Source organism: Pedobacter sp. R20-19 (assembly GCF_000708265.2).
GTDB lineage: Bacteria > Bacteroidota > Bacteroidia > Sphingobacteriales > Sphingobacteriaceae > Pedobacter.
In genome coordinates this window covers 652,909-677,354 of sequence record NZ_JCKI01000002.1, presented here as the reverse complement: position 1 = coordinate 677,354, position 24,446 = coordinate 652,909, and the positions used below count along the sequence as shown (strand labels likewise).

The 24,446-nt window shown below is 38.9% G+C and carries 20 protein-coding genes; 11 read left to right on the top strand and 9 right to left on the bottom strand.

Annotated elements, in window-relative coordinates; all coding sequences use genetic code 11:
* Positions 1–13: 13 nt before the first annotated feature.
* From AN34_RS06790 to AN34_RS06775, 4 genes are all read right to left on the bottom strand, one after another.
* Entirely contained in the window at positions 14–3,424 is a 3,411-nt protein-coding gene (locus tag AN34_RS06790) for a SusC/RagA family TonB-linked outer membrane protein (RefSeq protein ID WP_029283592.1), read from the bottom strand.
* Positions 3,425–3,495: 71 nt separating this feature from the next.
* Positions 3,496–4,518, bottom strand: a complete 1,023-nt coding sequence (locus tag AN34_RS06785) for a FecR family protein (RefSeq protein WP_029283590.1) — start codon at positions 4,516–4,518, stop codon at positions 3,496–3,498.
* Between the two features lie 69 nt (positions 4,519–4,587).
* Complete coding sequence (locus tag AN34_RS06780; RefSeq protein ID WP_036676607.1) at positions 4,588–5,214, bottom strand: RNA polymerase sigma factor; 627 nt, start codon at positions 5,212–5,214, stop codon at positions 4,588–4,590.
* Between the two features lie 228 nt (positions 5,215–5,442).
* Positions 5,443–6,792 (bottom strand): glycoside hydrolase family 43 protein, encoded by a 1,350-nt coding sequence (locus AN34_RS06775; RefSeq protein ID WP_029283586.1) that lies wholly within the window; start codon positions 6,790–6,792, stop codon positions 5,443–5,445.
* 640 nt (positions 6,793–7,432) lie between these two features.
* Between AN34_RS06775 and AN34_RS06770 the strand changes: the two genes are divergently transcribed.
* Complete coding sequence (locus tag AN34_RS06770) at positions 7,433–8,443, top strand: hypothetical protein (protein WP_029283584.1); 1,011 nt, start codon at positions 7,433–7,435, stop codon at positions 8,441–8,443.
* Positions 8,444–8,611: 168 nt separating this feature from the next.
* On the opposite strand, the gene AN34_RS06765 is transcribed toward AN34_RS06770, so the two are convergent.
* Positions 8,612–9,910 (bottom strand): esterase-like activity of phytase family protein, encoded by a 1,299-nt coding sequence (locus AN34_RS06765; RefSeq protein WP_029283582.1) that lies wholly within the window; start codon positions 9,908–9,910, stop codon positions 8,612–8,614.
* A gap of 122 nt (positions 9,911–10,032) precedes the next feature.
* On the opposite strand from AN34_RS06765, the gene AN34_RS06760 reads away from it, so the two are divergent.
* The 4 genes from AN34_RS06760 to AN34_RS06745 all read left to right on the top strand — a co-directional run bounded on the left by AN34_RS06760 (position 10,033) and on the right by AN34_RS06745 (position 13,848).
* Positions 10,033–10,662 carry an SGNH/GDSL hydrolase family protein gene (locus AN34_RS06760; RefSeq protein ID WP_231625494.1) on the top strand — a complete coding sequence of 210 codons (630 nt, stop codon included), beginning with the start codon at positions 10,033–10,035 and terminating at the stop codon, positions 10,660–10,662.
* Between the two features lie 61 nt (positions 10,663–10,723).
* Positions 10,724–11,452 carry an esterase family protein gene (locus tag AN34_RS06755; RefSeq protein ID WP_029283578.1) on the top strand — a complete coding sequence of 243 codons (729 nt, stop codon included), beginning with the start codon at positions 10,724–10,726 and terminating at the stop codon, positions 11,450–11,452.
* 131 nt (positions 11,453–11,583) lie between these two features.
* Positions 11,584–13,002 (top strand): inorganic phosphate transporter, encoded by a 1,419-nt coding sequence (locus AN34_RS06750; protein WP_029283575.1) that lies wholly within the window; start codon positions 11,584–11,586, stop codon positions 13,000–13,002.
* A gap of 24 nt (positions 13,003–13,026) precedes the next feature.
* Positions 13,027–13,848, top strand: coding sequence for a universal stress protein (locus AN34_RS06745; RefSeq protein ID WP_029283573.1), 822 nt, complete (start codon positions 13,027–13,029; stop codon positions 13,846–13,848).
* A gap of 74 nt (positions 13,849–13,922) precedes the next feature.
* Here AN34_RS06745 and AN34_RS06740 read toward each other — a convergent pair whose 3' ends face one another.
* Positions 13,923–14,660: an SDR family oxidoreductase gene (locus AN34_RS06740; protein ID WP_029283571.1), complete on the bottom strand. Its 738-nt coding sequence runs from the start codon at positions 14,658–14,660 to the stop codon at positions 13,923–13,925.
* A gap of 77 nt (positions 14,661–14,737) precedes the next feature.
* Positions 14,738–15,307, bottom strand: coding sequence for a Crp/Fnr family transcriptional regulator (locus tag AN34_RS06735; RefSeq protein ID WP_029283569.1), 570 nt, complete (start codon positions 15,305–15,307; stop codon positions 14,738–14,740).
* A 170-nt stretch (positions 15,308–15,477) separates the two neighbouring features.
* Here AN34_RS06735 and AN34_RS06730 point away from each other — a divergent pair, with 170 nt between their 5' ends.
* The 3 genes from AN34_RS06730 (at position 15,478) to AN34_RS06720 (ending at position 18,331) form a co-directional block, all read left to right on the top strand.
* Complete coding sequence (locus tag AN34_RS06730; RefSeq protein WP_029283567.1) at positions 15,478–16,080, top strand: Crp/Fnr family transcriptional regulator; 603 nt, start codon at positions 15,478–15,480, stop codon at positions 16,078–16,080.
* Positions 16,081–16,170: 90 nt separating this feature from the next.
* Positions 16,171–16,977, top strand: coding sequence for a sterol desaturase family protein (locus tag AN34_RS06725; RefSeq protein WP_029283564.1), 807 nt, complete (start codon positions 16,171–16,173; stop codon positions 16,975–16,977).
* 670 nt (positions 16,978–17,647) lie between these two features.
* On the top strand, positions 17,648–18,331 hold the full coding sequence (locus AN34_RS06720) for a phosphatase PAP2 family protein (RefSeq protein WP_197285491.1): 684 nt from the start codon (positions 17,648–17,650) through the stop codon (positions 18,329–18,331).
* A 38-nt stretch (positions 18,332–18,369) separates the two neighbouring features.
* On the opposite strand, the gene AN34_RS06715 is transcribed toward AN34_RS06720, so the two are convergent.
* Both AN34_RS06715 and AN34_RS06710 read right to left on the bottom strand, forming a co-directional pair.
* Complete coding sequence (locus AN34_RS06715) at positions 18,370–18,804, bottom strand: VOC family protein (RefSeq protein ID WP_029283559.1); 435 nt, start codon at positions 18,802–18,804, stop codon at positions 18,370–18,372.
* A gap of 244 nt (positions 18,805–19,048) precedes the next feature.
* Complete coding sequence (locus AN34_RS06710) at positions 19,049–21,490, bottom strand: TIM-barrel domain-containing protein (protein WP_029283557.1); 2,442 nt, start codon at positions 21,488–21,490, stop codon at positions 19,049–19,051.
* Positions 21,491–21,750: 260 nt separating this feature from the next.
* On the opposite strand from AN34_RS06710, the gene AN34_RS06705 reads away from it, so the two are divergent.
* The 3 genes from AN34_RS06705 to AN34_RS06695 all read left to right on the top strand — a co-directional run bounded on the left by AN34_RS06705 (position 21,751) and on the right by AN34_RS06695 (position 24,372).
* A complete protein-coding gene (locus AN34_RS06705) occupies positions 21,751–22,539 on the top strand; it encodes an alpha/beta fold hydrolase (RefSeq protein ID WP_029283555.1) in 789 nt (262 codons plus the stop codon).
* Entirely contained in the window at positions 22,540–23,661 is a 1,122-nt protein-coding gene (locus tag AN34_RS06700) for a PAS domain-containing sensor histidine kinase (RefSeq protein ID WP_029283553.1), read from the top strand.
* Between the two features lie 312 nt (positions 23,662–23,973).
* Positions 23,974–24,372 (top strand): hypothetical protein, encoded by a 399-nt coding sequence (locus AN34_RS06695; protein ID WP_051666286.1) that lies wholly within the window; start codon positions 23,974–23,976, stop codon positions 24,370–24,372.
* The last annotated feature ends 74 nt before the right edge of the window (positions 24,373–24,446 follow it).

Below are 24,446 nucleotides of genomic sequence, written 5' to 3'. Positions count from 1 at the left end.
ATTTTTTTAAGCATTAAAATTTAACCATTAAATTCATCCCGAAGGTGCGTGTTCTAGGCAACCCGATTGATTCAAAACCCTGCGCATTGCCGTTTGAATAACTTGATTCAGGATCGAAGTTGTCGGTTTGTTTGTAAAACGTTAAAATATTACGAGCCACGAAGGAAATGCTGGCCGATTGCACCTTCAAGAAATCCAGTTTTTTAACTGGAATGTTGTAGGAGATAATGGCCTGACGAAGTTTTACAAATCCACCATCATGAACGAACAGTTCAGAATAGTTCCGCATATCGTTGTAATAAGCCCTTAAATCACTTACTGGAATTAAGGCTGAATAAGGATTTCCTGCCTGATCTACGCCTGAAATCGTTAAGCCATTTTCACGCCCTGGCAAGGTACTTTTCATTAAACCTAACCTGGTGGCGTACACTTCTTTCACAGAGAAAACTTTATTCCCGAATTTCCCATCAATCAGGAAACTGAAATTAAAGTTTCCGAACCTGAAATCCTGTGTTAAACCCATGGTGAGTGGTGGCACGCCATCGCCTAATTCTTGCAAACCGGTAGCAACCGGGCGTTTTGTTGCTGAATTGTATACAATTTCTCCGGCATCATTTCTCAACATTCGGGTACCCACAATCGTTCCGTAAGAGCTGCCAACCGTTTGGTTAATGTAACCCCAATTCCCTACCGAAGTGGCCATCTGAAAGGTATTGGTACCATCTACCAGTTTAATTACTTTACTTTTATTGTAAGCGATATTGTAACTGATGTTCCAGCTAAATTTATTGCCTTGAACTGGTGTACCTGTGAGCAAAAACTCAATTCCTTTATTGCTCAGTTCCCCCACATTTAGTACCGCATTGTTATAACCAGAAGTTGATGAAATGGCTGCATTCAAAATGTCATTGGTTGTTTTACGACTATATGCGGTGAAATCAAATCCCAATCGGCCTTTAAACATTTTTAGCTCGAAACCACCTTCATAGGTAGTGGAGGTATATGGCTTTAAATTTTGGTTCGTGATGTCATTACTGCTTACGTTTTGCAATGGCTGACCTGAACTTGGCACATTGGTATAGGTTAAATTAATTTTATAAGGGTCTGCCGCACCACCGCCAACCTCTGCCCATGATCCACGGATTCTGAAAATATCTATTGATGATGGCATTTTTAAGGCATCAGATAGCACCAAACTTCCACCAACACTCTGGTAAAGAATACTATTATTATCTGGACTCAATGTAGAAAACCAATCATTTCTGGCGGTATAGGTTAGGTATAGAATACTTTTATAATCTGCATCAACTGATCCAAATACAGAGTTGGTTCTAATGCGCTGATGTGTTGGAACAGTACTTGCTGTGGCCAGGTTTTTATAGCTATAGAAGTAAGGAATGGTAAACGTATTACCAGTCATATCAAGTTGTTTGTTTTCGAAACGGCGGCTGTTGGCACCACCTAAAATTGAAATCCCGATTTTATCGGCTATCCGGTTTCTATAGTTACCTGTAATGAGTGAGTTGGTTTCAGAAACATCAGATTTTATAGCCGAATATTGTCCGTTGGGAACATAAGTATCGCCTGTTGGTAAAATATTCTCGTAATTATAATTGTAAAAATCGCGACTGATGACGCCTTTTAGCTGGAAGTTTTTAACGATATCATAGCTGATGGAACCCTGGCCAATAAACCTGTTTTTCGTATCATTCTGTTGGTATTTGTTCATTACGAAATAACCGTTTGTAGCAATACCGGCATCATTCCAAGGCGTTTGGTTGCCTGCCGCATCATAACCTGGAGCCAGCCACCTCACATCTACCGTATTGGCCACCTCGTAAGGCGTCCAGTTTGGGTTACCCAGGGCATCCCCTGCTGAAGTTCTGTTATAACCCCGCTCTAAATTATACTGTGCCAAACCCTCCACTTTAATCTTATCTGTGATTTTGGCATTGATATTTAAATTGGCCGTTTGACGTTTAAACCTGGTGGTGGAAATAATACCTTTACTATCCAGATCGGCAACCGATAGACGGTAAACAATACCATCTGTACCACCAGAAAATGCAACAGTATTGGTGAAGTTGGTTCCAGTGGAATAAAAATTACTGATATTATCTTTAACTGCACTGTAAGGATGCGTTAAACCATCGGCAGCCACATAATCAGAACCATCTATTTTAGCACCAAATGAAAGTCGGCCGGTGGCTATTGCATCATTTTTATTCATAGGCTTTACCCCATTTAAACCCTGACCATACTCATATTGATAATCGTTATCATTAATCGCATTTTCCATGGTGAAGGTAGAATTGTATTCAATACCAATGCCTTTTTGCTTCACGCCCTTTTTAGTAGTGATCAGAATTACACCATTACTGGCCCTTGATCCGTATAATGCCGCTGCCGTACCCCCTTTCAAAACAGTGATGCTCTCAATATCATCAGGATTGATGCTGCTGATTCCATCGCCCCGGTCTACATTACTGGCTATCCCATTTGTAGTTGCCGCACCTCCTGGTACAGAATTATCTATGGGCATACCATTTATCACATAAAGTGGCTGGTTATTGCCATTAAAGGAACCATTACCACGAATAATGACCCGGCTTGATCCACCTGGTCCGGTAGATAAACCTGTAGCATTTACACCTGCAACTTTACCAGTTAGTGCATTAGCCACATTATTTTCACGAGCTTGTGTAAATTCAGATCCTTTTACTTCGGTTACTGCATAACCCAACGCCTTACTATCACGTTTTATCCCTAAAGCCGTAACCACCACATCATTTAGGCTGCTGCTACTTTCTTTAAGTTTTACACTAATAGGCGTTTTGAAGTCGCTTACTGGCAATTCTAAAGTCTGGAAGCCTACTGATGCAATGCTTAATACGATCGGTTTTCCAGCAAATTCGGCTGGAATAGTTAAGCTAAACTGACCCTGGGCATCGGTTGAGGCCCCGGTTTTGGTACCCTTAATGTAAACGGTTGCGCCGATTAATGGAAGATTATCAGTAGCAGAAAAAATGGTACCTTTTATAATATCAGCTCTTTTTGCTTTACCAGCATCTACAATAATATATTGCGACTCACTGATTTTATTAAAGTCTAGCGTAGTGCCATTTAGCACGAACGTTAGTGCCGTTTTAGGGTCACCAAAGGCCATAATCTGGGTTTCATCCAAATTACTGTTTTTATTTTCAAGAATCCCCTCTTTATATGCGATTTTAATCTCGAACCTGGACTTTATTAGGTCTAGTGCTGTTTTAAGCAATATCTTATGATCGCCATGAATTTGCGCTTCACCTTTTACCCGAGTCAGGTTCCGGGCCATCAGTTGGGCAGAACAAAACACGGTGCATGCGCAGAACATCATAGTAAGGCAGCCGAATTTCGCTACCCTGCTAAGGTATAGTATTCTCATAATCTGTTTAGTTTTAGTTGTTGGTTGTTGCTTTTATAGTCGACCAGATTTAAGCGCTTAAATCATGCAAACTATTTGGTTATGGTTATCTTTTTATTTTCGGTTTTAATGGTTAAGTATAAGGTATTGGATAAAATCTGAAGTAATTCTTTTACGCTGCTCACGTTAATTTCGCCTTCCAGTTTCAAATGGTTCAATTCATCATCAGGAAGCATTACTTCATAACCCAGGTCATCCTGCAGCACGGCAATCATTTCTTCTAGCGATGCATCCTGAAACACCAGGTGGCGGGTGGTCCATGCCGTTAAATGTTGTGGGTTCACAATTTTCTGGTGCACCAGTTTACTTTCTCTGGCATATTTCACGAAATCGCCGGGAGCCATTATAAAGGCTTTCTTCGTTTCAGAAACGTCGTTATAATCAATCTTAATTTTCCCACTAAGCAAACCTACGCTTGTTTGATCATGCCGGCTTTTCACATTGAAGGTGGTTCCTAAAACTTCAATATTCATATCGCCACAATGCACCATAAATTTCTCAGCTGGTTTAATGTTGTTGGTATCAATATTAATGTGCTTCACGTTAAATAATGCCTCACCATTTAACCAAACCTCTCGTGTGCCTTTCTTAAAGTCTTTGGCATAACTAATTTTAGAATTGCCATTCAATGTAACTTCCGAGCCATCAGGTAAGGTCAAAGTTTGAATATGGCCAAAATCTGTTTCGATTGATTTTTTGTTCCAAAAGCTAAAATAGAGCACAGCTGTTAAGGCTACCACCGCAAAAACAGCCGCTACCCTAAAAAACGATAAAAAATTAAATGATTTTATTTTGGGTTGAGTAGTATTAATGGTTGCCGTAATTCTATCAAAAACCATCGATTGTGAGGTTTCGTTGGTAAAAACTTTTTGTTGGCGATAAGCAGAAAGGGTTTCGAATGCCGCCTGTGCAACTTTACTTCGATACGGCTGCTCCTTTTTGAAGTTTTCCCATGCATCCAAATCCGAAGCTTTTTGATCAATAATAAAATGCAGGAAAGCATCATCATTTAATAGATCTTCATAATTGTAATGTATGTATTGAGAAAAATCCATATCAACATGTTATTATATCCCTTATATACATGAGGTAACTGAAATTATCCCTCATCCTTTAAAAAAAAATTAATTTATTTCTAAAAGTGTCTTTTCAGATGCAAGAAGACATAAAATCATCATCAAATCTTCCAGCTTAACTTGTTTCTGAAGTTTCCCAATAGCCTTATACAATAGTTTATAAGTAGAATTGATGTTTAGATTCATGATATCGGCAGCTTCTTCATAGCTTAAACCTTCATAAAACCTCAGGTAAATAATTTCTTGTTGCCTTGCAGAAAGCGTTTGGATGGCTTCCTTTAATTTCTTTTGAAGATCTTTTTTGGCCTCATTCTCCATGAATAAGGTATCGAAAGAGACTTCAAAATGGAATTGATAATCCTCTCCGGCATTTAACTTAACGAATTTTTGCTGCGTTTCCATTTTACGAAATAGCATGTTTCGCAAAGATTTATACAGATAATTACGCACAGAGGCAGGATTGCCGATTTGTGTTCTTTTTTGCCAGAGGTTTACAAAAAGATCATGTACTGCATCTTCAATCTGATCAGTATCTCTGGTAAACTTATATCCGTAATTGTTTAATAATTTGAAATGTGTATCGTAAATGCGACCAAAAGCTTCCCAGTTCCCCGCTTTAAAGGAGTTCCATTCTATATAATTGGTTTCATTATGCAGAATTTTTTTAACAGGCATAGAGATAGTTCGTTTTACTAACATAATAAAAATTAGCTAGTAAAACGTATTACCTGCCTATTTTAACAATTAATGCTAAAAACTATCAGGTTATTGATGCTTACACAACTTAACGGAGTAAAATTAAGTAAGGTTTATGCTCTTGAAATGTATTTGCCTGATTGACTTAGATGCTTTTCAGGTACGCAAAAATGAAGGTCAACAATATAGTGATCCTTATGGAATTTATTATTTAGTTTTCATTTTCCACCAATCAAGGTTGAAGCTACCGCCTTTAAAAATCAGATAAAGGTCATGCTTACCTTTTACGGCTTTGATCTTGCTTGAAATGGTTTCCCAGTTTGGAGATTTAACATTTAGCGTACCCAATAAATCGCCCGCCTGATTGTCAATCCTAATTTCCAGGCTTCCTGCGGTAATAGCTACCATGCGGGCTTCAAATGTTTTAGCGCCTTCTCCAAAATCAACACCACGTACTTTTATATATGCACCGGCACGGTTATTACTGGCAAAAAGCTGTCCGGTTTTAATATCCTTTTCTGTATTAATACCATCAGCCCAGTTGATGGTTTCAGCTTCTGTACGTTTGTAAGGATCAAGATTTTCGATCTGCTCAACCCCAGTTTCAGACCACCATGGTAATTCTGGAATCGTTCCATCAGTATTATATTTTAATTCTTCTACGCAAACGGAACGTCGTTCATGATGTTGCTCGGTAAGCATAAAATTCAACCTGAAATTAAAACCAAATACATAGGACTTCCCCTTATAATCAATAATTCCAGGATGATTACCTGATGATTTTGCATTTGGTTTCATGATGTAGCCCTTATATTCCCAGGGGCCGATGGCACTATTGCTCATGGCATAACCAATCCCTTCCGGGCAACAGGTAGAAGCATAAGCCAAGTAGTAATGTCCATTGCGTTTGTAAGTCCATGGCCCTTCCTGGTAGTGATAGGCATCTTCAGTAGTTTGCCCCTTCTCTTTACCAATATTGGGAATTTTAGTGACTTCACCAGCGTAGGAAATCATATCTTCATTTAGCTTAACATACCAAAGGCTTGGATTGCCCCAATATAAATAAGCTTGTCCGTCATTATCAATAAATACCGAAGGATCAATATCGTTCCACAAATGATCGGTATCCACCAGCCTTTTGCCTATGGGATCTTTAAATGGGCCATAGGGGCTATCAGCAACTAACACCCCAATTCCACTTCCTTGTACAGCACAATAAAGGTAAAACTTTCCATTGCGTTCAATACATTGGTGGGCCCATGCGCCATTATCCTGCCTGCCCCAGGTAAAATCTTTTAATGATGCCACTACACCATGATCTGTCCAGTTCACCATATCAGTAGAAGTATAAAGGAGCCAGTCTTTCATCAGGAATTTTCCCATACCGGGGCCTGCATTATTCTCATCATGAGTGGTGTATAAATATACGGTATCCTTATAAACCATCGGAGCCGGATCTGCGGTGAATTTAGTTTGAATAATAGGATTCTGTGCAACGGATACCGAAGATATTATGCTCAAAAAAATGATGGTGAGTACGCTAAATTTCTTTGTCATTTTTATTAATGTAGATTAAGCTTATGATATTTTATTTGGATTTACAGCAACTGGCATTTTGATTATAGCCTGATAAAAACACACTTAGCTACTGTAAATTATTTAAGGTTAGAAAAAATATGCATTAAAACAGATTTGCAATGTATTAAAAAACAAGTTTTTATCATGCCGATTAAACATATGTACCATCATTACATCAAAATTTATAAATCAGGAGGGTGTAGATAATGCTTTAATGCGCATAAAATTGATTCTTAACCTTTAGCTGGTGTTATCACCAAATTGTGATTTTCAACCATAACCCTCTACAGCAATAAAAACAACCATTTAAATATCAAAGATTTAACTTGATAAAGCAGATTTTAATCACTTACGCATACGTTAAATTCTGATCTCCGGTTTTTACTAAAGACAAAACCAAAGGTTGTAACATTTACGATACACAAAACAAACATTTCACCTACACCCCTGTTCTCTATCGAAACAAAAAATAACCGTTATGAAAATAAAAATTACAAAATCAACTTTGATGAATGTGAGGATTGATCATTCCAAGATCAGTTTTAAAACATTGTTTTTGTAGGTAATAAAAAATTACGGCTTATTGAAATCAATTTTATTAACCTAGAAAAAACAGAAAATGTCACAAACAATTCACACAGTAAGAGATAAATCTGCTATCGGATTTATCAGTCGCCTATCATGGAGCGCAATCATTTCAGGCGTTTTTATTGCCATTGCCATTCAACTTTTGCTCAGTATTCTTGGTTTGGGTATTGGCATGGGAAGTATCGATCCAATCGAAGAAGCAAAGCCTTTTAGTGGTCTTGGAACCGGAGCATTAATCTGGTGGATTGTAACCATGCTTATTTCTTTATTTACAGGTGGCTGGGTAGCTGGCTGGTTTTCTAACCATGTTCAAAAAACAGATTTAATACTACATGGATTACTTACCTGGTGTTTATTAACCTTTTTAAACTTATATCTCATTACTTCATCAGTAGGTAAAGTGGTTGGTGGAGTTGGCTCTGTAATTACAAAAGGTTTTTCTGTGGCTGGAGAAGGCATTAAGGCTGCAGCTCCTGAAGCTGGAAATATGATTAAAGATCAGCTAGGTGTAGATGAAAACACTTTTGGTAAAATGAAACAAGAGGCAGAACTGTTATTAAAACAATCTGGTAAAAAGGAATTACAACCAGGCGCCTTAAAAGAGAAAGCCAATGAGGCAACCGGAGCAGGTGAATCAACAGGAAAAGATATTTTGGAAAATCCTCAGGATGCACAAGAGAAGCTAGATGCTCTTTTTTCTAAATTGTTTTCAGCGAGCGACTCTACCTTTAATGCTGTAGATCAGGAAGCCCTGGTTAATATCGTTCAGACAAGAACCGGAAAAAGCCGTGTAGAATCTCAACAGATTGTAGAAAATTGGGTAAGTACCTTGAATACCGCAAAAGAAAAAGTTAAACAAGTTAAAGCAGAAGCAGAACAGAAAGCCAGAAAAGTTGGTGATGAAATGGCATCAGCAATTTCTAAATTCGCTATTTTCTCCTTCATCGGAATGATTTTAGGTGCCGTTAGTGCCAGTATGGGAGCCATTTTTGCTTCACGAAAACGTGTTACTGTTGTAGCTCATACAGCAGATAATTTGTAAAAGTTAACATTCATTTTTGGCATGATTAAAATGCCAATAGAATAAAGTGGGGAAATCTTAAAAGCTGAGTTGGTTAATTATTTGTTTATGCAACTAAACTCATACTTAAAATATTCCTCACTTTATTTACATCATATGCGAATGCTTAAATAACCTGTAAAGTACTGATTAAAGTTTAACCTTTACAAAGTATAAACGGTTCCGATCTACGGTTTTAGTTAATGGTAAAATCTTTTGGGCAAAGCCACTTGCTCCATTATCCACCACGCCAAAATCGTCATCATTAGAAATAACAAGGATGTTTCCAGGTAATAGCGCAAGTCCTTCTGCCTTATCATGTGGGTAAATCGATGGCAAATCTTTTAACAGATCTAAAACGAGCGTTTTTGAAACAGGAGCAATTCCCACAGCTGCAAGCCCTGCCTGATTATTTAACTCTTCTACCGTTTTTCCACCGTAAAGTTTTCCTGTTGCGCCATCGGCTGCATCAGAAATATCTGTAGCATTGCTGATATCAATCTTAAATACTTTTTTAAAGGCTGCAGGATTAGTGGTATCACCACCAAAAAGCCCATCTCTTTCTATGGTTAAAAACGTAGTCGCATTTACAGCTACAATATCGCTCACGCCGGTAAGTGTGGTATTATCCATTAAATAAACATATTGTTTGGTTGCACCAGTTGCGATATCAAAAGTTAAGATCCGCAGTACTGTTGAATTGGCCACCGCACTTTTTGAAGGGTTATACATTGGTGATTGCATCATGCCCACCAGCGTTTTCCCATCCGGTGTAATGGCTAATCCTTCCATCCCACGGTTTGCCCTTCTTTTGGTAAAAACTGCCGGAATTTTTCTGCCTCCCGTTCCGGTACCAAATGGATTAATGCGTTCAATGGTTTTTCCATTGGCATCAAAATGGGCTAGGTGTGGTCCGTATTCATCACTGATCCAAAAAGTTCCATCTGCTGCCCTCACCAATCCTTCTGAATCAATGCCATCAGCACTCGGCGCAATCACCTGCCCGTTTAGGTCATACGCTGTCTCTCCTGAAGCCCCCATACCTGCCGGATTTGGAATTCCGTTTAACTTTCCACCCGCTGCATTTTTCAGCTCGATGGTTTGTTCCAATATCAGTTTTCCATCTTTCAACCTAAACTTTCCAATTTGTGGATCGAAATCAGGTTTTCCGATAATAATGGAATTGGCCAGCTGCCCGGCTACATTTGCACCCCTATCCGTTAACATATAAAATACTGCTGCGTCATTTGGATCTGCTGCAACAGCCGAACCGAAACCACCATTATAAACCTTAACACCACTTGCCGTGGTAAATAGGATAGCTGGATCAGCAACTTCTGCCATATCAGGATAGGTAATAACATTTGGTTCATCGTTGCCCGGAGTCTTTTTACAAGATACCATCCCCAAAAACACCATTAGCCCCAATAAGATTAATTCTTTCTTCATTTCTTAATTTGAATAGTTATCCCGCAAATCAACTACCCGCATATGAATTTCATGTTAATCCAGCAACAAGTAATTTCCATGCTTTATATTGATGACCTATTGATTGATTAAAATTTAACATTTTGATCATACAAATCGAGGATATAACTTTTATATTCACAGGTATGTATTGGTATGAAGATGAGGTGAAACGTTTAGAACAGGTTTCTCCAGAGAAAAGAAAAAATTATTCCACCATATTTTATGGAAGTTCATCCATTCGTCTCTGGCAAAGCCTTCAAGATGATTTTCCTGAGAAAAGAGTTATTAACCTTGGGTTTGGAGGTTCAACACTCGCGGCATGTGCATGGTTCTTTGATCGGATTATGACAGGCTATCAGCCTGATGAACTCATCTTTTACGCGGGCGATAATGATTTAGGTGATGGACGAAACCCTGAAGAGATATTTTTGTTTTTTCTTCAGCTGATGGCAAAAGTAGATGAACACTTCGGCCCTATCCCTTGTTATTTCATCTCGCTAAAACCAAGCCTTTCCAGGTGGCACATGGCCGATCAGTTTAAGTATACCAATAACCTGATCGAGAACGAGCTAATTAAACGGAATGGGAACTGGCATTTCATAGATGTATTTAGAAAAATGCTGGATAAAACCGGAAATCCAGATCCAAATTATTATGATCACGACGGACTTCATTTGAGCAAGGCCGGGTATGATTTGTGGCAAATGATTATTCAGGAAAAATTAGGATAATCATGATCATTTGTTAATGTTGAAATAATACCGCTAATGTAATTTCCACAAACAATCAGACATGCATAGGGAATATCACAAATGGTACAGTAATCACCTGGAGCGCGACATGGAACTCCTGGTTTTCGGGCAGGCGGGCAGGGCGGTATTAATGTTCCCAACCAGAATGGCCAGATTTTACGACTATGAAAACTGGGGAATTGTGAATTCATTATCTGACAAGATTGAAAGAGGCGAACTGCAGCTTTTTTGTGTGGATAGCGTAGATGCAGAGAGTTTCTATAATCAGTCAGTTTTTCCATCAGTACGTATGGCGAGGCACCTGCAATATGAAAGATACCTGCTGGATGAAGTAATTCCATTAATGTACCAAAAGGGTACCTCTAACTGGATCGAAACGGTTGGCTTTAGTATGGGCGCCTATCATGCCATTAACCTTTCCTTAAAATATCCCCAGCTTTTCAATAAGACCGTGGGCATTAGTGGAAGGTATGATCTTACCCAGGCACCCGATCCTTTTATCGACCTGATGGGTGGCTTTCGCGATGAACTTGTTTATTTTAATATGCCAGAGCAATACCTGCCAAACCTTCAGGATGTTAATCTTATTGCCAGCTTAAAATCCATGGAAATCATCCTGGCCGTTGGAGAAACCGATCCCTTTTATGAAAGCAATAACAGGTTAAGCCAGCTCCTTTGGGAAAAGGGCATCACAAATCAATTATATAAATGGGACAATGATGCGCACCGCCCGCATTACTGGCGAAGAATGGCGCCACTCTACATCTAATAACCTACAGCGTAGGCGCTTAACGCTAAAGATAACGCAATACATCAATTATTTAACATTGAGGATATATACACATCACTTCTATTGTGGTACTTTGATGCTGTGCCTACCCTTAATCTTTACTTTATTATATGTCTTCTTTAAGCGTTATACTTCCCTTTGTGGGCGATACCCATTTAAGCACTCCCCTGTTATTAATATTTTTGTTATGCTTGCTGGCTGTTGTAGCCTTTGAGTTTGTTAACGGGTTTCATGATACCGCTAATGCAGTGGCTACCGTAATTTATACGAAGGCATTAAAACCAGTTATCGCCATTCCCTGGTCGGGATTTTGGAATTTTATGGGCGTTTTTACCGGAGGGATTGCAGTTGCCATGGGGATTCTTAAACTCGTTCCGCTTGATGCGCTCATGAACTTACCTATTGGCGTGGGCGCCTGCATGGTGCTTGCTGTATTACTAGCCTCAATCGCATGGAATTTAGGTACCTGGTACCTGGGCATTCCTTGTTCCAGTTCACATACCATGATCGGAGCTATGATTGGTGCCGGATTGGCTTTTACCTGGTACTACGGCGGCGCGGGTGTAAACTGGGGAAAGGCAGAAGAGATTGGTTTATCGCTCATTTTATCGCCCATTATCGGTTTTGGTTTGGCCATACTGCTAATGTATTTCCTCAAACATGTAATTAAATACCACGCCTTATTTCATATTCCACAGGGTGAAAATGACAGACCACCGCTGTTAATCAGAGGTTTGCTGATTATGACCTGCACATTGGTTAGTTTCTTTCATGGTAGTAATGATGGCCAAAAAGGAGTTGGCCTTTTAATGCTTATCCTCATTGCCTTTTTACCGGCTAAATTTGCAGTGAACCACCATATTGCCAAAGAAAAAGTACTTACCGAACTCAACAGCAGTGAAGTGCTGCTAAAAAAGATTGCTGTATTAAATCACAATGAGGGGATTAATATGGCAGAATTTATCAAGCGAACCCATCAAACCAAAATTCATCTTGCTAAAAAAAATGAGACGGATAAGGAAAATACCTATCAGTTCAGGAAGCAGATTGAAGGCGTTATTGATATGATGGGTAAGGTAGAAGCAGATCAACACCTAAAGATGAATGTTTCAGACAAGAAACAACTTTCGGAAATTAAAGGTGAGCTTTCAAAGTTGGTTGATTTTGCCCCGCTTTGGGTAATTTTAATCATATCTATTTCATTAGGACTGGGCACCATGATTGGCTGGAAACGGATTGTAGTCACCATAGGTGAAAAAATTGGCAATGAACATCTCAATTATGCACAGGGCGCTACTTCTGAAATTGTAGCAGCATCAACTATTGGCCTGAGTACAGCATTTGGCCTTCCCGTAAGTACTACGCATGTATTATCCAGCGGTATTGCCGGTGCCATGGTTGCTTCAGGTGGTAGGAATAATTTAAATAATAACACATTAAAAAGCATTGGTTTGGCCTGGGTACTCACCCTGCCTGTATCAATTGTTCTGGCTATATTGCTTTTCATGCTGTTCCACTTATTCATATAGTTTCAAACCTTAAATCACATCAAAATGAAACAGATACTGGTTGCCACAGATTTTTCAAAAAGTGCTGCAAATGCATTTGCTTATGCACTGGCGATGGCCAAAGTGTTACAAATGGAAGTGGCTGCAATTCATGCCATTCACCCTACAGAAGGGATCAATAACAGTACCTATAATGCCATTTTTATTGAATCTTATTATCAGAATAAAAAAACGGCACTTGAGCAATGGGCAAATAACATTCGCGAAGAACAACAGCTGCAGCAAATTAAAATTTCAACCACCTGTGATGTTGGTTTCTTAAAAACAGTAATTACCAAATACACCAAAACCAAGCCAGTAGAATTACTGATTATGGGCATTACCGGAGCAACAGGAATAAGTGGCATTGTAGGCAGTAATGCGAGTATGGTGGTTACCAAAATGCGCATTCCAACTTTAATTGTTCCCTTAGAAAGTAATTTCCCAGCAAGTCCAATCATTACGCTGGCTACAGATTATGAAACTAAGCTTTCTCAAAAAGATGTATTGGCATTGGTAGAAATGCTGAAGGCTTCTGGCTCACAAAAAATGCAAGTGTTATATGTAGCAGAAAACTCCGACCAAAAGCATATTGAAACTGGTGAAAAAAGCATCAGGGAACTTTTACCAGGTACAAAAATCGAATTTAATTACATTAAACACAATAGCGCACCCAACGGGATAATGGATTTTATTGAACAAAACCATACCGATATTCTTTGCCTGGTTAAACATCACCATAACATTATTTACCGCCTGTTTACCAGTAGCACGGTAAATCAGGTCATCAATAAAACAGTGAAGGCTATTCTGGTGCTTCATGAATAAATTAGTAGCCGGATGAATATAGCCTATAAAACAATATTCATCCGCCGCCTAAAAAATTTGTTCCTCACAGATCATTACCACGGACTAATACCTGTTTCATCTTCGATATCGTTACTATAAAACTGTCCTGAAAGCGCACCATCATCAGTTAAGGTATGTTTGATAATAAATGAGGCTGCACTTTCTACCGTACCAGGGCCACTATGATGGTTAAAGTCAGTTGCTGTATAACCCGGATCAATCACATTCACTTTGAAAGGAAGGTCTTTCAATTCATAGGCCAGCACAATGGTATAAGCATTTAGGGCAGCTTTTGATGTTCCATACGCAGCCGTTTTAACCTGGTAGTATTTCCATAATGGATCACTATGAAGCGTTAAAGATCCAAGTCCCGAAGTAATGTTGCTGATTCTCGGACTATCAGATTTTTTAAGTAAATCCAAAAAGGCCTGTGTCACACTGATCACCCCAAAAAAATTCGTATCAAACACTTCCTGTATGTGACTTATAGGCGTATCAACAGCCATTTGAGGGCTATCCCCAAGAATACCTGCATTGTTTATCAGGATATCAAGTTTCCCTTGTTCCTTTTCTATGCTATCTTTAGCTGCAGATATTGATTCAGCCTGAGTGACATCAATTGCTATCGCTTTGATATTTTTAAACCCCTGCTTCAGGAGATCAGCCACAATGGCTTCACCTTTTTCCAGATTACGGCTGCCTAAATACACAAATAATCCTTTTTCCGACAGCTGTTTTGCAACTTCCAGGCCAATGCTTCTGTTGGCCCCTGTTATTAGTACTGATTTCATTTTTCTTTTGGTTTTAATTGATGATGTAAAGTTGCATCAACAGATTGGGGAATCATTTGCCATTTGGCAAAAAGTATTTACCGGATATTTTTTCTAATCCTGCTTAATGATGATTGTGTAACGCCCAGATAAGAAGCAATATATGAAAGCGGAATCCGGTTGACCACTGTTGGATAAATTTCCAGAAATTTCAGGTATCGGGTAGTGGCATCTTCCGTTACCAGCGGACTTCTTCGCTCTACTTTTTGCATCAGTGCCCTTGAAATGATTTTATTCACCATCGTTTCAAAGCCAACAATGGTTTGTAACAGCTCCTGCCAGTCTTTTTTAGAGAATACAATTAAGGTACAATCGGTAACGGCTTGCACATAAGCACTCGAGCAGATTTCGAGATCAAAGCTTTCCAAGTCGACCACCAAATTATTTTCTTCAATAAAATATTTGGTAACCTCTTCGCCTTTATTACTATAATAGCATACCCGCACAATTCCTTCTACAACGAAGCCTACCTGCCGGGCAATTTTTCCGGCTTCTGAAAAGTATGCATTATTAGGAAGCTGCATTTTAACAGCCTTGCTGGATATAAAATCCATCTGCTGCTGATTGAGATTCCCAAACCTCAGCATAAATTCAAATAATTCTTTCATGCGTGTAAGTTAGGCAAAGTAAGCCTTAGCACATTTGCCATTTGGCAAAAAAATATCATCCCAAAAAGCCTGTACCTAAGCATCAATATTTTATGGCAGGTAATAATTTTGCAGGCTTGCCAGCTTATTTCTAATTTAGCAATTGCTCATGGGCATTTGTTATTTTTAATATGGGAACATCAATAGATACCTTACAGGAATTATTGTTTGATTTAGCAGGTGTGTTACCGGCAGATACAGCGCCTTTATTTGCCATGACTACCCCGGTATTGCTGGAAACCAATGAGGCCTACATCCGCGAAGGAGAAAACAGCCGAAGGCTTGCTTTTATTGAACAAGGCGTAATCAGGGCATATACCATAAAGGAAAATGGTGATGAAGCCACACTTCTCCTTCGTTGGGAGGGACAGTTTATTGCTTCGCATGATACCATTATCAACCGCCAACCTTCCAGGTTTATTTACCGGGCGCTTGAACCGGTAAAGTTGCTACAGATCGATTATGATGTTTTAGAAGAGATTCTGAAAACACACCCGGAATACGAACCACTCCGTAATTTTTTCCTGATGAAAATGCTGGCAGAATCCTTAAAAATGCTGGAATCTTTTGTTACACAATCGCCTGAAGAGCGTTATCGGGAACTCCTGGCAGAACGGTTTGACCTGGTAAACCGGGTGCCTGATAAATACATTGCTTCCATGCTTGGTATTACACCAGTATCCCTAAGCAGAATCCGAAAAAGGATGCATACAAAAGGAAAAACATCAACATAAATTATCCTTTGTTAAGCCACTAAATTATCTTTTGTTAACGGCGCTAAATACATCTGGTTTATACTTTTGGAGTATAAAAATGATATAGATATGGAAAAGATAATAGAAGCCACCATTAATATTTTTAGTTTTTCGGCTATCCGATATTTTATACTTGCCGGAATCCCTTTTGCATTGTTTTATCTGTTGATGCCTGCCAAGCTAGGCAAATTCAAGATTCAGCAAAAAATAGCCACCAAAAAAGACTTTGTACGTGAGGTATGGCATTCCATGCAAAGCACGCTGATATTTTCAATCATTGCGGTTGGCTTAGCTTTCACACCATTACGTCAATACACCAGAATTTATGCGCATATTAATGATTTCCCAATTTGGTACATTGGCGTTGCATTAGTGCTGAGTTTGATTATACATGACACTTACTTTTATTGGATGCACCGTTTGTTACACCATAAAAAATTGTTCAAACTAACGCACCTGGTTCACCATAAGAGTACAAACCCCTCTCCATGGACCTCATATAGTTTTCACATTCTGGAAGCCATTACCGAAGGGTTGGTTCTGGTACCAATTGTGATCCTGCTGCCAATGCACCCATTAACCATATTACTTTTTACCATAACGGGTTTCATCATTAATGTGTACGGACACTTAGGCTATGAAATTATGCCTAAAGGGTTCCGTCATACCTGGGCATTTGAAATACTTAATACTTCGGTACACCATAACCTGCACCATAGTAAATTTAAAGGTAACTACGGCTTGTATTTTAGAATCTGGGACCGGGTGATGGGCACGGAACATCCAGATTATGTTAAGGAATATGACCGCTTGCAAGATCAGCGGTTTGGACATATATCGTCAGAAGAAAAGGATCATAAGTCCCAGGCTGCCTGAAAAAACATATCTATCTATCTATAGAAGCCTTTCTCTTAAAGAGCAAGGGCGAAGAAGAAAAAAATATTTATCGAATCTAAAAGCCATATCGTAAAATCAAAACCCCTCCTTTTTATGGAGGGTTGCTTCAAGGCGGGGGTGGTTAAACCTCATGAGTTTTAAATTAACTTACGAAGTTTCAAAGGCCAGGAGGGTGGTAGAACTTCTTCAGTTTCCTGGTGCCCCCCTATCTCACAAAATAAACGCCTATCATAAATATCATATTCCCCTCCTTTTTTTAAGGAGGGGTGCCTGCAAGGCGGGGTGTTTAAAAGACAAACATCTAATTTACCAATATTTAATTACTCACTCCTACAAGTACTTTTTAATGCAGTTGAAATTAAAGGTTCTAATTTCGGTTGGTGAGACACCTTACCGATAGATGAAAGCCTGAAAAATACTCCTATCCGCCTACAAGAACCTTTCCACTTGAAGGAGAAGGCCGTGAAAAATATATTTATCGAAAGTAACATATTGTAAAATTGGTCTTTAATAAAAAAGTCCCTATCACCAATCAATTATTAATCAAAAAAGAAAAAAACAGTCACATACCTGTTACAAAAAGAATGATATTGCCTTAACCTTTTGGTTATCTCGGCTTACTAATTTCGGCAAGAAAATGACCAAACACATGATCAAACGACTACAAAAATTACCCTGTTACTTCACTACACTTTTTATTTTACTTACGCTAACTGCGCTTTTTGTTAGCCTATTGCCAAAAATTCAAGGCTTTTTATGGGTAAATCAATACCATACCAACTGGCTTGATTTTACTTTTAAAATCATGACCAATCTAGGCGATGGCTTTTTCATCATTTTTGCAGTGATATTGCTATCGGCTATTAAGAAAAAAAAGAAAGCCATAGCCGTTTTACTGGCCTATGCCTATTCTGGTCTGTTGGTACAGTTATTTAAGAGATTATACAATCAACCCAGGCCAAAGTTACTCATGCAGCAACTCCACATTCCTTACACACATTTTGTTCAGGGCTTAAATGTGCATAACCACTCTTCCTTCCCATCAGGCCATACGGCATCTGCTTTCGCACTATCCACGATTATGGTATTGGTTTTTAAAAAGAAAAAAATATCTGTGCCATGTATCCTGTTTTCCATAGCTGTGGGTTATTCCAGAATTTACCTGGCACAACATTTCCCTATTGATGTTCTTTTTGGCGCTTTGGCTGGTGTGCTTTGTGGCTGTTTAAGTTACCACCAAACTTATATTCTTAAATTATTCAGACCAGTTAAGGTTGCAAAACGACTGAAACGTTTGAGAATGGCTAATCCTGAACTGATTACTAATGGCTGATTTGGAGGATAACATAATAATAGTTTACCTCTAAACCGCTACACATTCGGATCAAATTCTACCGTCCATTGAACGCCAAATTGATCAACAAGCATACCGAAGTATGAACCCCAGGGACTATCTGCAATAGGCATTTCTATTTTTCCATCAGCTGAAAGTTCTTTAAATAAATACGCCGCTTCTTCTTTATTTTCAGCACTAATGGCAATGTGAAAATTATCTCCGAAAGTAAATTTTCGCCCTTCCATTTCCAGCATCGCGTCAGAGCCCATCAGCATATTATTTTTCCCGAGAGGCAAAGCGATGTACATGATTTTATCCAGATAGGTTTCTGGAATTGCATATTCAGCAGTTGGGGTCAAATCTTTGTAACGAACCAACTTGGTAAATTCTCCACCAAGTACTGATTTATAAAAGTTAAATGCTTCTTCGGTATTACCGGTGAAATGTAAATAAGGATTAAATAACGCCATAATTTTATTTTTTAGGATATTAAGATTGAGCTCAGTCTTATCTTCGTATCAATTATGGTTGGTTGGGGATTGGCAAAACGACTGCTCAATTCAAATATAAACACAAATCTTTTATTTTCAATTGTTATTTGATCTCTTACTTTAAATGCGATTTAGTAAAGTAGTTTGTAAATAAAAACAGCATCAGCTATCAAATTAGATTCCTGCTGCTATCCGGCATAAAGCCAATAATCCCGACTGCTATTTAAAATTTCACTTCTATTTTTTTGCCGGTATAAGCCACGTTTTTCTTTGCACCCGAGGGTAATAAAATGGTAAATTTTCTATTTTGAAGCATGCCATTATAACTACCTTTCCGATTGGCAATGGTTAATTTCTTAGCGGCATCATTCCAATTAAACTCAATTTCTGTATAAGCGCCTTTTTCATAATTGTAGTTATCCAGCTCGTCTTCATACAATACGAAAGAACCATTTGCACCAGGATATACTTTAACTTGCAGGTTATCCCATTTTTGTTGGGTAGCATATTGTACTTTTGGGCCCATTGGTATAATTGCACCAGCCTTAATATAAATCGGAATCATATCAATAGTCGTTTTTTTAATCAGCTCCTGACCACCTTTCAACTGCTCATTCGTCCAGAAATCGTACCATAACGTACCAGCCGGAAGATATACGGGTGATGATTTTTCAGCAGTAAAATCTATTGCAGCTTTCTGATCATTTTCTTTACCTTCTTTTTTATTCCAGCCACTATTTTCATTCACCTTAACTATAGTTTCTGGCGTGTATTGGGCTTTAATAACTGGTGCCACAAGGATAGACTGACCAAACATGTATTCATTGTTCATATCCCAGACTTTTTTATCGTCTACAAAATCCATAAAAAGGGCACGCATAAAGCTGGATTGCTTTGCTGTAACCGCCCAGGAAGTAGAATAGATATAGGGCAAAAGGGCGTAACGGAGGTTGATGAATTTATCTATGGCATCATAAATTGGCTCACCCTTTTTCCCAAACTGATAAATTTCTCTCGGTACATCAGTTCCATGCGAACGCATCATTGGATTAAATGTACCAAACTGAAGCCACCTGACATACAACTCCTGGTATAACGGGTTTTTGCTGCCCGAACCATCACTCCAGGCTTTATTATATGCGCCGGCGAAAAAACCACCAATATCAGAATTCCAGTGCGGTATGCCGGTAAGCGAAAAATTTAATCCAGCAGGGATCTGCTTGCGGAAAGTATCCCAGCTGGAACCTGTATCTCCAGACCAGGTATTGGCACCGTAACGTTGCTGCCCCGCAAAGGCCGATCTCGTTAAAATAAAGACCCTTTTATCTGACGTAGTTTTACGCTGGTGATCATATACCCCGCCCACAGCCATAAGTGGATAGGCATTACGCACTTTACGAAATGATCCAAGATAGGTTTTGGTGTCATAATCAGCAGGTTTGACCTGCAGGTGATCAGGCTCGGTAGAATCCATCCACCAACCATCAATCCCTTTGGCAAGCAAACCATTATTGGCATATTTCCAATAAATATCGCGGGCTTCAGGATTGTAGGCATCATATACTCTTACTCCAGAGGGATAATCCAAATTCGGAGGCCATTTCTCTGAACCTGATTCTGGCCAGGTTTTAATATTGAAAAGCATACCTTTTTTATCCATCTCCTGGTATGGCTTAGTTTGCGGACCAAAGGAAGACCAGATGGAAATAATCAGGTGTGCATTTTGCGCATGTACATCATCGGCCATTTTTTTCCCGTCAGGAAAATCTACATTCAGGAAGTCCATCGCATTCCACAGGTAATTATTTCCCCAATACTGCCAATCCTGAATAATGCCATCAAGCGGCACATTCAGTTCGCGGTAAGTTTTCACCACATTTAATAATTCCTGTTGACTTTTATAGCGCTCCTTACTTTGCCAAAAGCCATATGTCCATAAAGGGAACATCGGCACCTTACCTGTTAGTGCCCGCATGTTGGAGATAACGCCATCAGCATTGCCACCATACATGAAATAATAATCTACCCCATCTCCTACCTGCGATTTAAAGGACGTTTCATCAGCATCATCATGAAATTCAGTCGGAGAATAATTATCCCAGAAAAGGCCATAACCTTTTACCGATTGAAAAAAAGGCACGGCATCCTCTACATTGCCCTGCTCAAGATGATATTGCTGATTTCTTTGATTCAGGTGGCCACCTTGATGCTGTCCAAGTCCATAAATTGGTTCCTCCTGCTCTAAAACAAATGCCTGATAAACATGATAACTGTCTGCACCCGTATCATTGAATGACGTAAACTTTGTCCCTTTATTTTTTTCTTTGAGCAACCCTTTACCTGAAGCTGATAAAAATTCAACATTTCCGGTCCCAAGATCTAACCTGACATTTATTTTTTCTGTTTTTAACAGCACTGTACTGCCCGTTTGCTGTGTGGTGAAAATGGTTTTAGATGGAGACAAAGTTACCGAAAGGCTTTCTTTTAAAAATGGTTTTCCTGCAGGTGCTTTGATTACCCTAACTATTGATGGCGTATAAAATTGTACTTCTACTTCATTACCGTTAGCAATGGCTTTTATACCCAGCTTAGTTTTTTGAAATGGCTGCGCAACTATATTCAGCGTGGATACAGCAAGCACAAGCATTAAGCAGATTTGTTTCATAATGGATTTATATTAGCTATGGGTTTGAAATTTCTGTTACAATATCGCAATATTGATATCATATAAAGATTCTGACTGGCTAAAGTAGAAGAAATAAATTACCAGGGTTTGCACTGATGTTGAAACAATGGTTTCAAATGTTGAAGAAATAGCCATTGAAATTAAAATATACTATTAGAAATGACTGGAACCCACGTTCCAAATCTTCACATTTTATCAGCATAATTATCCATATCTTTGCAAAAACATCCCATTTATTCATGAGCATCATCAAAAGAAATAATGTAACCATTAGAGGAACAGGCCAACAGGTGATGATGTTTGCACACGGTTTTGGCTGCGATCAGCACATGTGGCGCTACATCGTTCCTGCTTTTGAAGATGATTATAAAGTAGTTATGTTTGACCATGTAGGTGCCGGAAATTCTGATCTTTCTGCCTATAGTTATGAAAAGTACGATCGTTTGGATGGTTATGCGACAGACATCGTTGAGATTGCAACAGCCCTTCAACTTCAGGACGTTATTTTTGTTGGACATTCAGTAAGTGCAATTATAGGACTCATGGCTGCAGAGATGGCACCCCATTTATTTAAAAGCCTTATTTTGGTAGCACCATCGCCATGTTACATCAATGACGAGGATTATGTTGGCGGATTTAGAAAAGATGAAATAGATGAATTACTGGAATCTCTTAACAGCAATCATTTAGGATGGTCTATGGCGATGGGGCCTGTGATTATGGGCAATCCAGACCGGAAAGAATTGGGTGAAGAATTATCTAACAGTTTCTGTAAAACTGATCCGGAGATTGCTAAACATTTTGCCCGCACCACCTTCTTAACAGATAAACGTTCTATACTCCCTCAAGTTAAATTACCTTCATTAATTCTACAATGCAGCAATGATGTGATTGCTCCGGTTGAAGTAGGCGAATACATGCATAAAAACATGCCCAACAGTACGCTGGTCATAATGAGTGCCACAGGCCATTGCCCTAATCTTAGCGCGCCACATGAAACAACCGCAGCCATAAAAGCATTTCTATAAATGAACAGTAAAATACCATCATCTATTTCGCCTTTAGCTGAAGATTTTGAGGATTTTTTCGACCATTCCGTATGTGGTTTTATCATTACGGATGCGGAAAGTAATATCCAGCGAATGAACAAAACAGCTGCCGAATGGCTGAATGGTTCTCCAGATGATTTTATAAACAAGCGTTTTTCTGATCTTTTTGCTGTGGGTGGTAGAATTTATTTTGAAACCCATTTGTGGCCCCTGTTACGTATGCAAGGTCATTTTGATGAAGTTACAGTAGAGCTAGCGGATACCGGCAATGGAAAAATGCCAATATACCTCAACGGTTTAGAACGAAAAGCGGATACCGGACTGCCGGTTTTTATGCGCTTTGTATTGTTTCGTGCAACAGATCGCCGCCTGTATGAGCAGAATCTACAAATGGCTAAACAGTTGGCAGAGAAAGAATTATCTGGAGAAAAACAAAATGCAGTAATTCGTGAGCAATTTATAGCTGTACTTGGTCATGACTTGCGCAACCCACTTGGAGCAATCATGAGTGCAACTCAAATGCTGGCCCGTACCACATTGGCAAAAAATGAAGAAAGACTAATAAAAGTTCTTCAAAATAGCTCTAAAAGGATGCACGAAATGATCGATAACATCATGGACCTTGCACGTGGGCGTCTTGGTAGTGGTATTACGATTAATCCGACAACTGTAAATCTGGATGATTTGCTAAAAGAAGTGGCCGAAGAACTTAAACTGGCCTGGCCCGAAAGAATAATTGATTTCGACTTTGATATTGAGACAGAAGTAAATTGTGATCGTGGCCGGATTGCCCAGCTAACCTCTAACCTACTCGCCAACGCACTTACCCATGGTTCAAATGATGCATCTGTTTTACTAAAGGCAGTCGCGAATGATTCATATTGGGAAATCTCCATTTCCAACCAGGGAAAACCCATTCCAGAACATTCATTTGCCAATTTGTTTCACCCATTTCATAGACAGGATGCACACTCCAGCCAGAATGGATTGGGACTAGGCCTTTATATTGCTTCTGAAATTGCAAAGGCACATCAGGGGCAAATTACAGTGCTATCTAATGAACAAGTAACCTCGTTTACCTTCAAAGTGATAATGGCTTAAATGATCGGGAACTAACCCTTTATTCAGCATAATTAGCCGCAAAACCAATATCCATCCTACTTAAATTTTAGATTTAAAGAAATAATATGGGTTATTAGCGCTGTTGAAGGGCGCATCCAAAACGTAACCTGCAAAAATTTCTTTCACCTCATCCTTTTCTTTTTCAGGTACTTTTTCTATTTCAAGTTACTCTCTACTGAGTTCACATTCATAATGTTCCTGCTCCGTTTTAACAGCCAGGCATTCGTCAAGTCCCATCGCAATACAACTAGTAAGGCTAAATTGTGATTTAAGTTTTGTTTAATCTGTTGTATGTTTATATTTGCCAATGTGAACAAGCTAATCGTAATCTTACTGTTCCCCATTATCATTTTTAACGCTTCCATCTGTGAAGTGCTGAAAACACCTCAGCTTGTTTTTCACTACCTGCAACACCATGAGATAGATTCAAAAATCACTTTTCTAACTTTTCTGGAAATGCATTATTTAGGGAATGACCTCAATGATAATGATGAGGACGAGGATATGAAACTCCCGTTCAAGAAAATTGATGGTCATCATTCAATCTCTATTGCAGTTCCAAGTGAAGTGATAGTCTTATTAAATTTTATTCCGACACCTATATCTGATTCCATACAATCAGAATATACCTTCTTGCATAGCAATCCGAGTCCGGGGTCGCTTTTCCGACCACCCATGTTAATGGTTTAACACCATTATATCCATTATTTCGTCTGTTTTGCATTTTATATGCCTTACAGACTATTTTTCAGATCCTTTTAATA

What these genes read in the sequence shown, in the direction of transcription:
- AN34_RS06740 (WP_029283571.1), bottom strand. Translation starts at nt 14,660, where the DNA reads ATGAAATCAGTACTAATAACAGGGGCCAACAGAAGCATTGGCCTGGAA.
- AN34_RS06700 (WP_029283553.1), top strand. Translation starts at nt 22,540, where the DNA reads ATGAACAGTAAAATACCATCATCTATTTCGCCTTTAGCTGAAGATTTT.
- AN34_RS06725 (WP_029283564.1), top strand. Translation starts at nt 16,171, where the DNA reads ATGGAAAAGATAATAGAAGCCACCATTAATATTTTTAGTTTTTCGGCT.
- AN34_RS06695 (WP_051666286.1), top strand. Translation starts at nt 23,974, where the DNA reads ATGTTTATATTTGCCAATGTGAACAAGCTAATCGTAATCTTACTGTTC.
- AN34_RS06745 (WP_029283573.1), top strand. Translation starts at nt 13,027, where the DNA reads ATGAAACAGATACTGGTTGCCACAGATTTTTCAAAAAGTGCTGCAAAT.
- AN34_RS06710 (WP_029283557.1), bottom strand. Translation starts at nt 21,490, where the DNA reads ATGAAACAAATCTGCTTAATGCTTGTGCTTGCTGTATCCACGCTGAAT.
- AN34_RS06755 (WP_029283578.1), top strand. Translation starts at nt 10,724, where the DNA reads ATGCATAGGGAATATCACAAATGGTACAGTAATCACCTGGAGCGCGAC.
- AN34_RS06765 (WP_029283582.1), bottom strand. Translation starts at nt 9,910, where the DNA reads ATGAAGAAAGAATTAATCTTATTGGGGCTAATGGTGTTTTTGGGGATG.
- AN34_RS06735 (WP_029283569.1), bottom strand. Translation starts at nt 15,307, where the DNA reads ATGAAAGAATTATTTGAATTTATGCTGAGGTTTGGGAATCTCAATCAG.
- AN34_RS06790 (WP_029283592.1), bottom strand. Translation starts at nt 3,424, where the DNA reads ATGAGAATACTATACCTTAGCAGGGTAGCGAAATTCGGCTGCCTTACT.
- AN34_RS06750 (WP_029283575.1), top strand. Translation starts at nt 11,584, where the DNA reads ATGTCTTCTTTAAGCGTTATACTTCCCTTTGTGGGCGATACCCATTTA.
- AN34_RS06730 (WP_029283567.1), top strand. Translation starts at nt 15,478, where the DNA reads ATGGGAACATCAATAGATACCTTACAGGAATTATTGTTTGATTTAGCA.
- AN34_RS06785 (WP_029283590.1), bottom strand. Translation starts at nt 4,518, where the DNA reads ATGGATTTTTCTCAATACATACATTACAATTATGAAGATCTATTAAAT.
- AN34_RS06780 (WP_036676607.1), bottom strand. Translation starts at nt 5,214, where the DNA reads ATGCCTGTTAAAAAAATTCTGCATAATGAAACCAATTATATAGAATGG.
- AN34_RS06720 (WP_197285491.1), top strand. Translation starts at nt 17,648, where the DNA reads ATGATCAAACGACTACAAAAATTACCCTGTTACTTCACTACACTTTTT.
- AN34_RS06770 (WP_029283584.1), top strand. Translation starts at nt 7,433, where the DNA reads ATGTCACAAACAATTCACACAGTAAGAGATAAATCTGCTATCGGATTT.
- AN34_RS06715 (WP_029283559.1), bottom strand. Translation starts at nt 18,804, where the DNA reads ATGGCGTTATTTAATCCTTATTTACATTTCACCGGTAATACCGAAGAA.
- AN34_RS06775 (WP_029283586.1), bottom strand. Translation starts at nt 6,792, where the DNA reads ATGACAAAGAAATTTAGCGTACTCACCATCATTTTTTTGAGCATAATA.
- AN34_RS06705 (WP_029283555.1), top strand. Translation starts at nt 21,751, where the DNA reads ATGAGCATCATCAAAAGAAATAATGTAACCATTAGAGGAACAGGCCAA.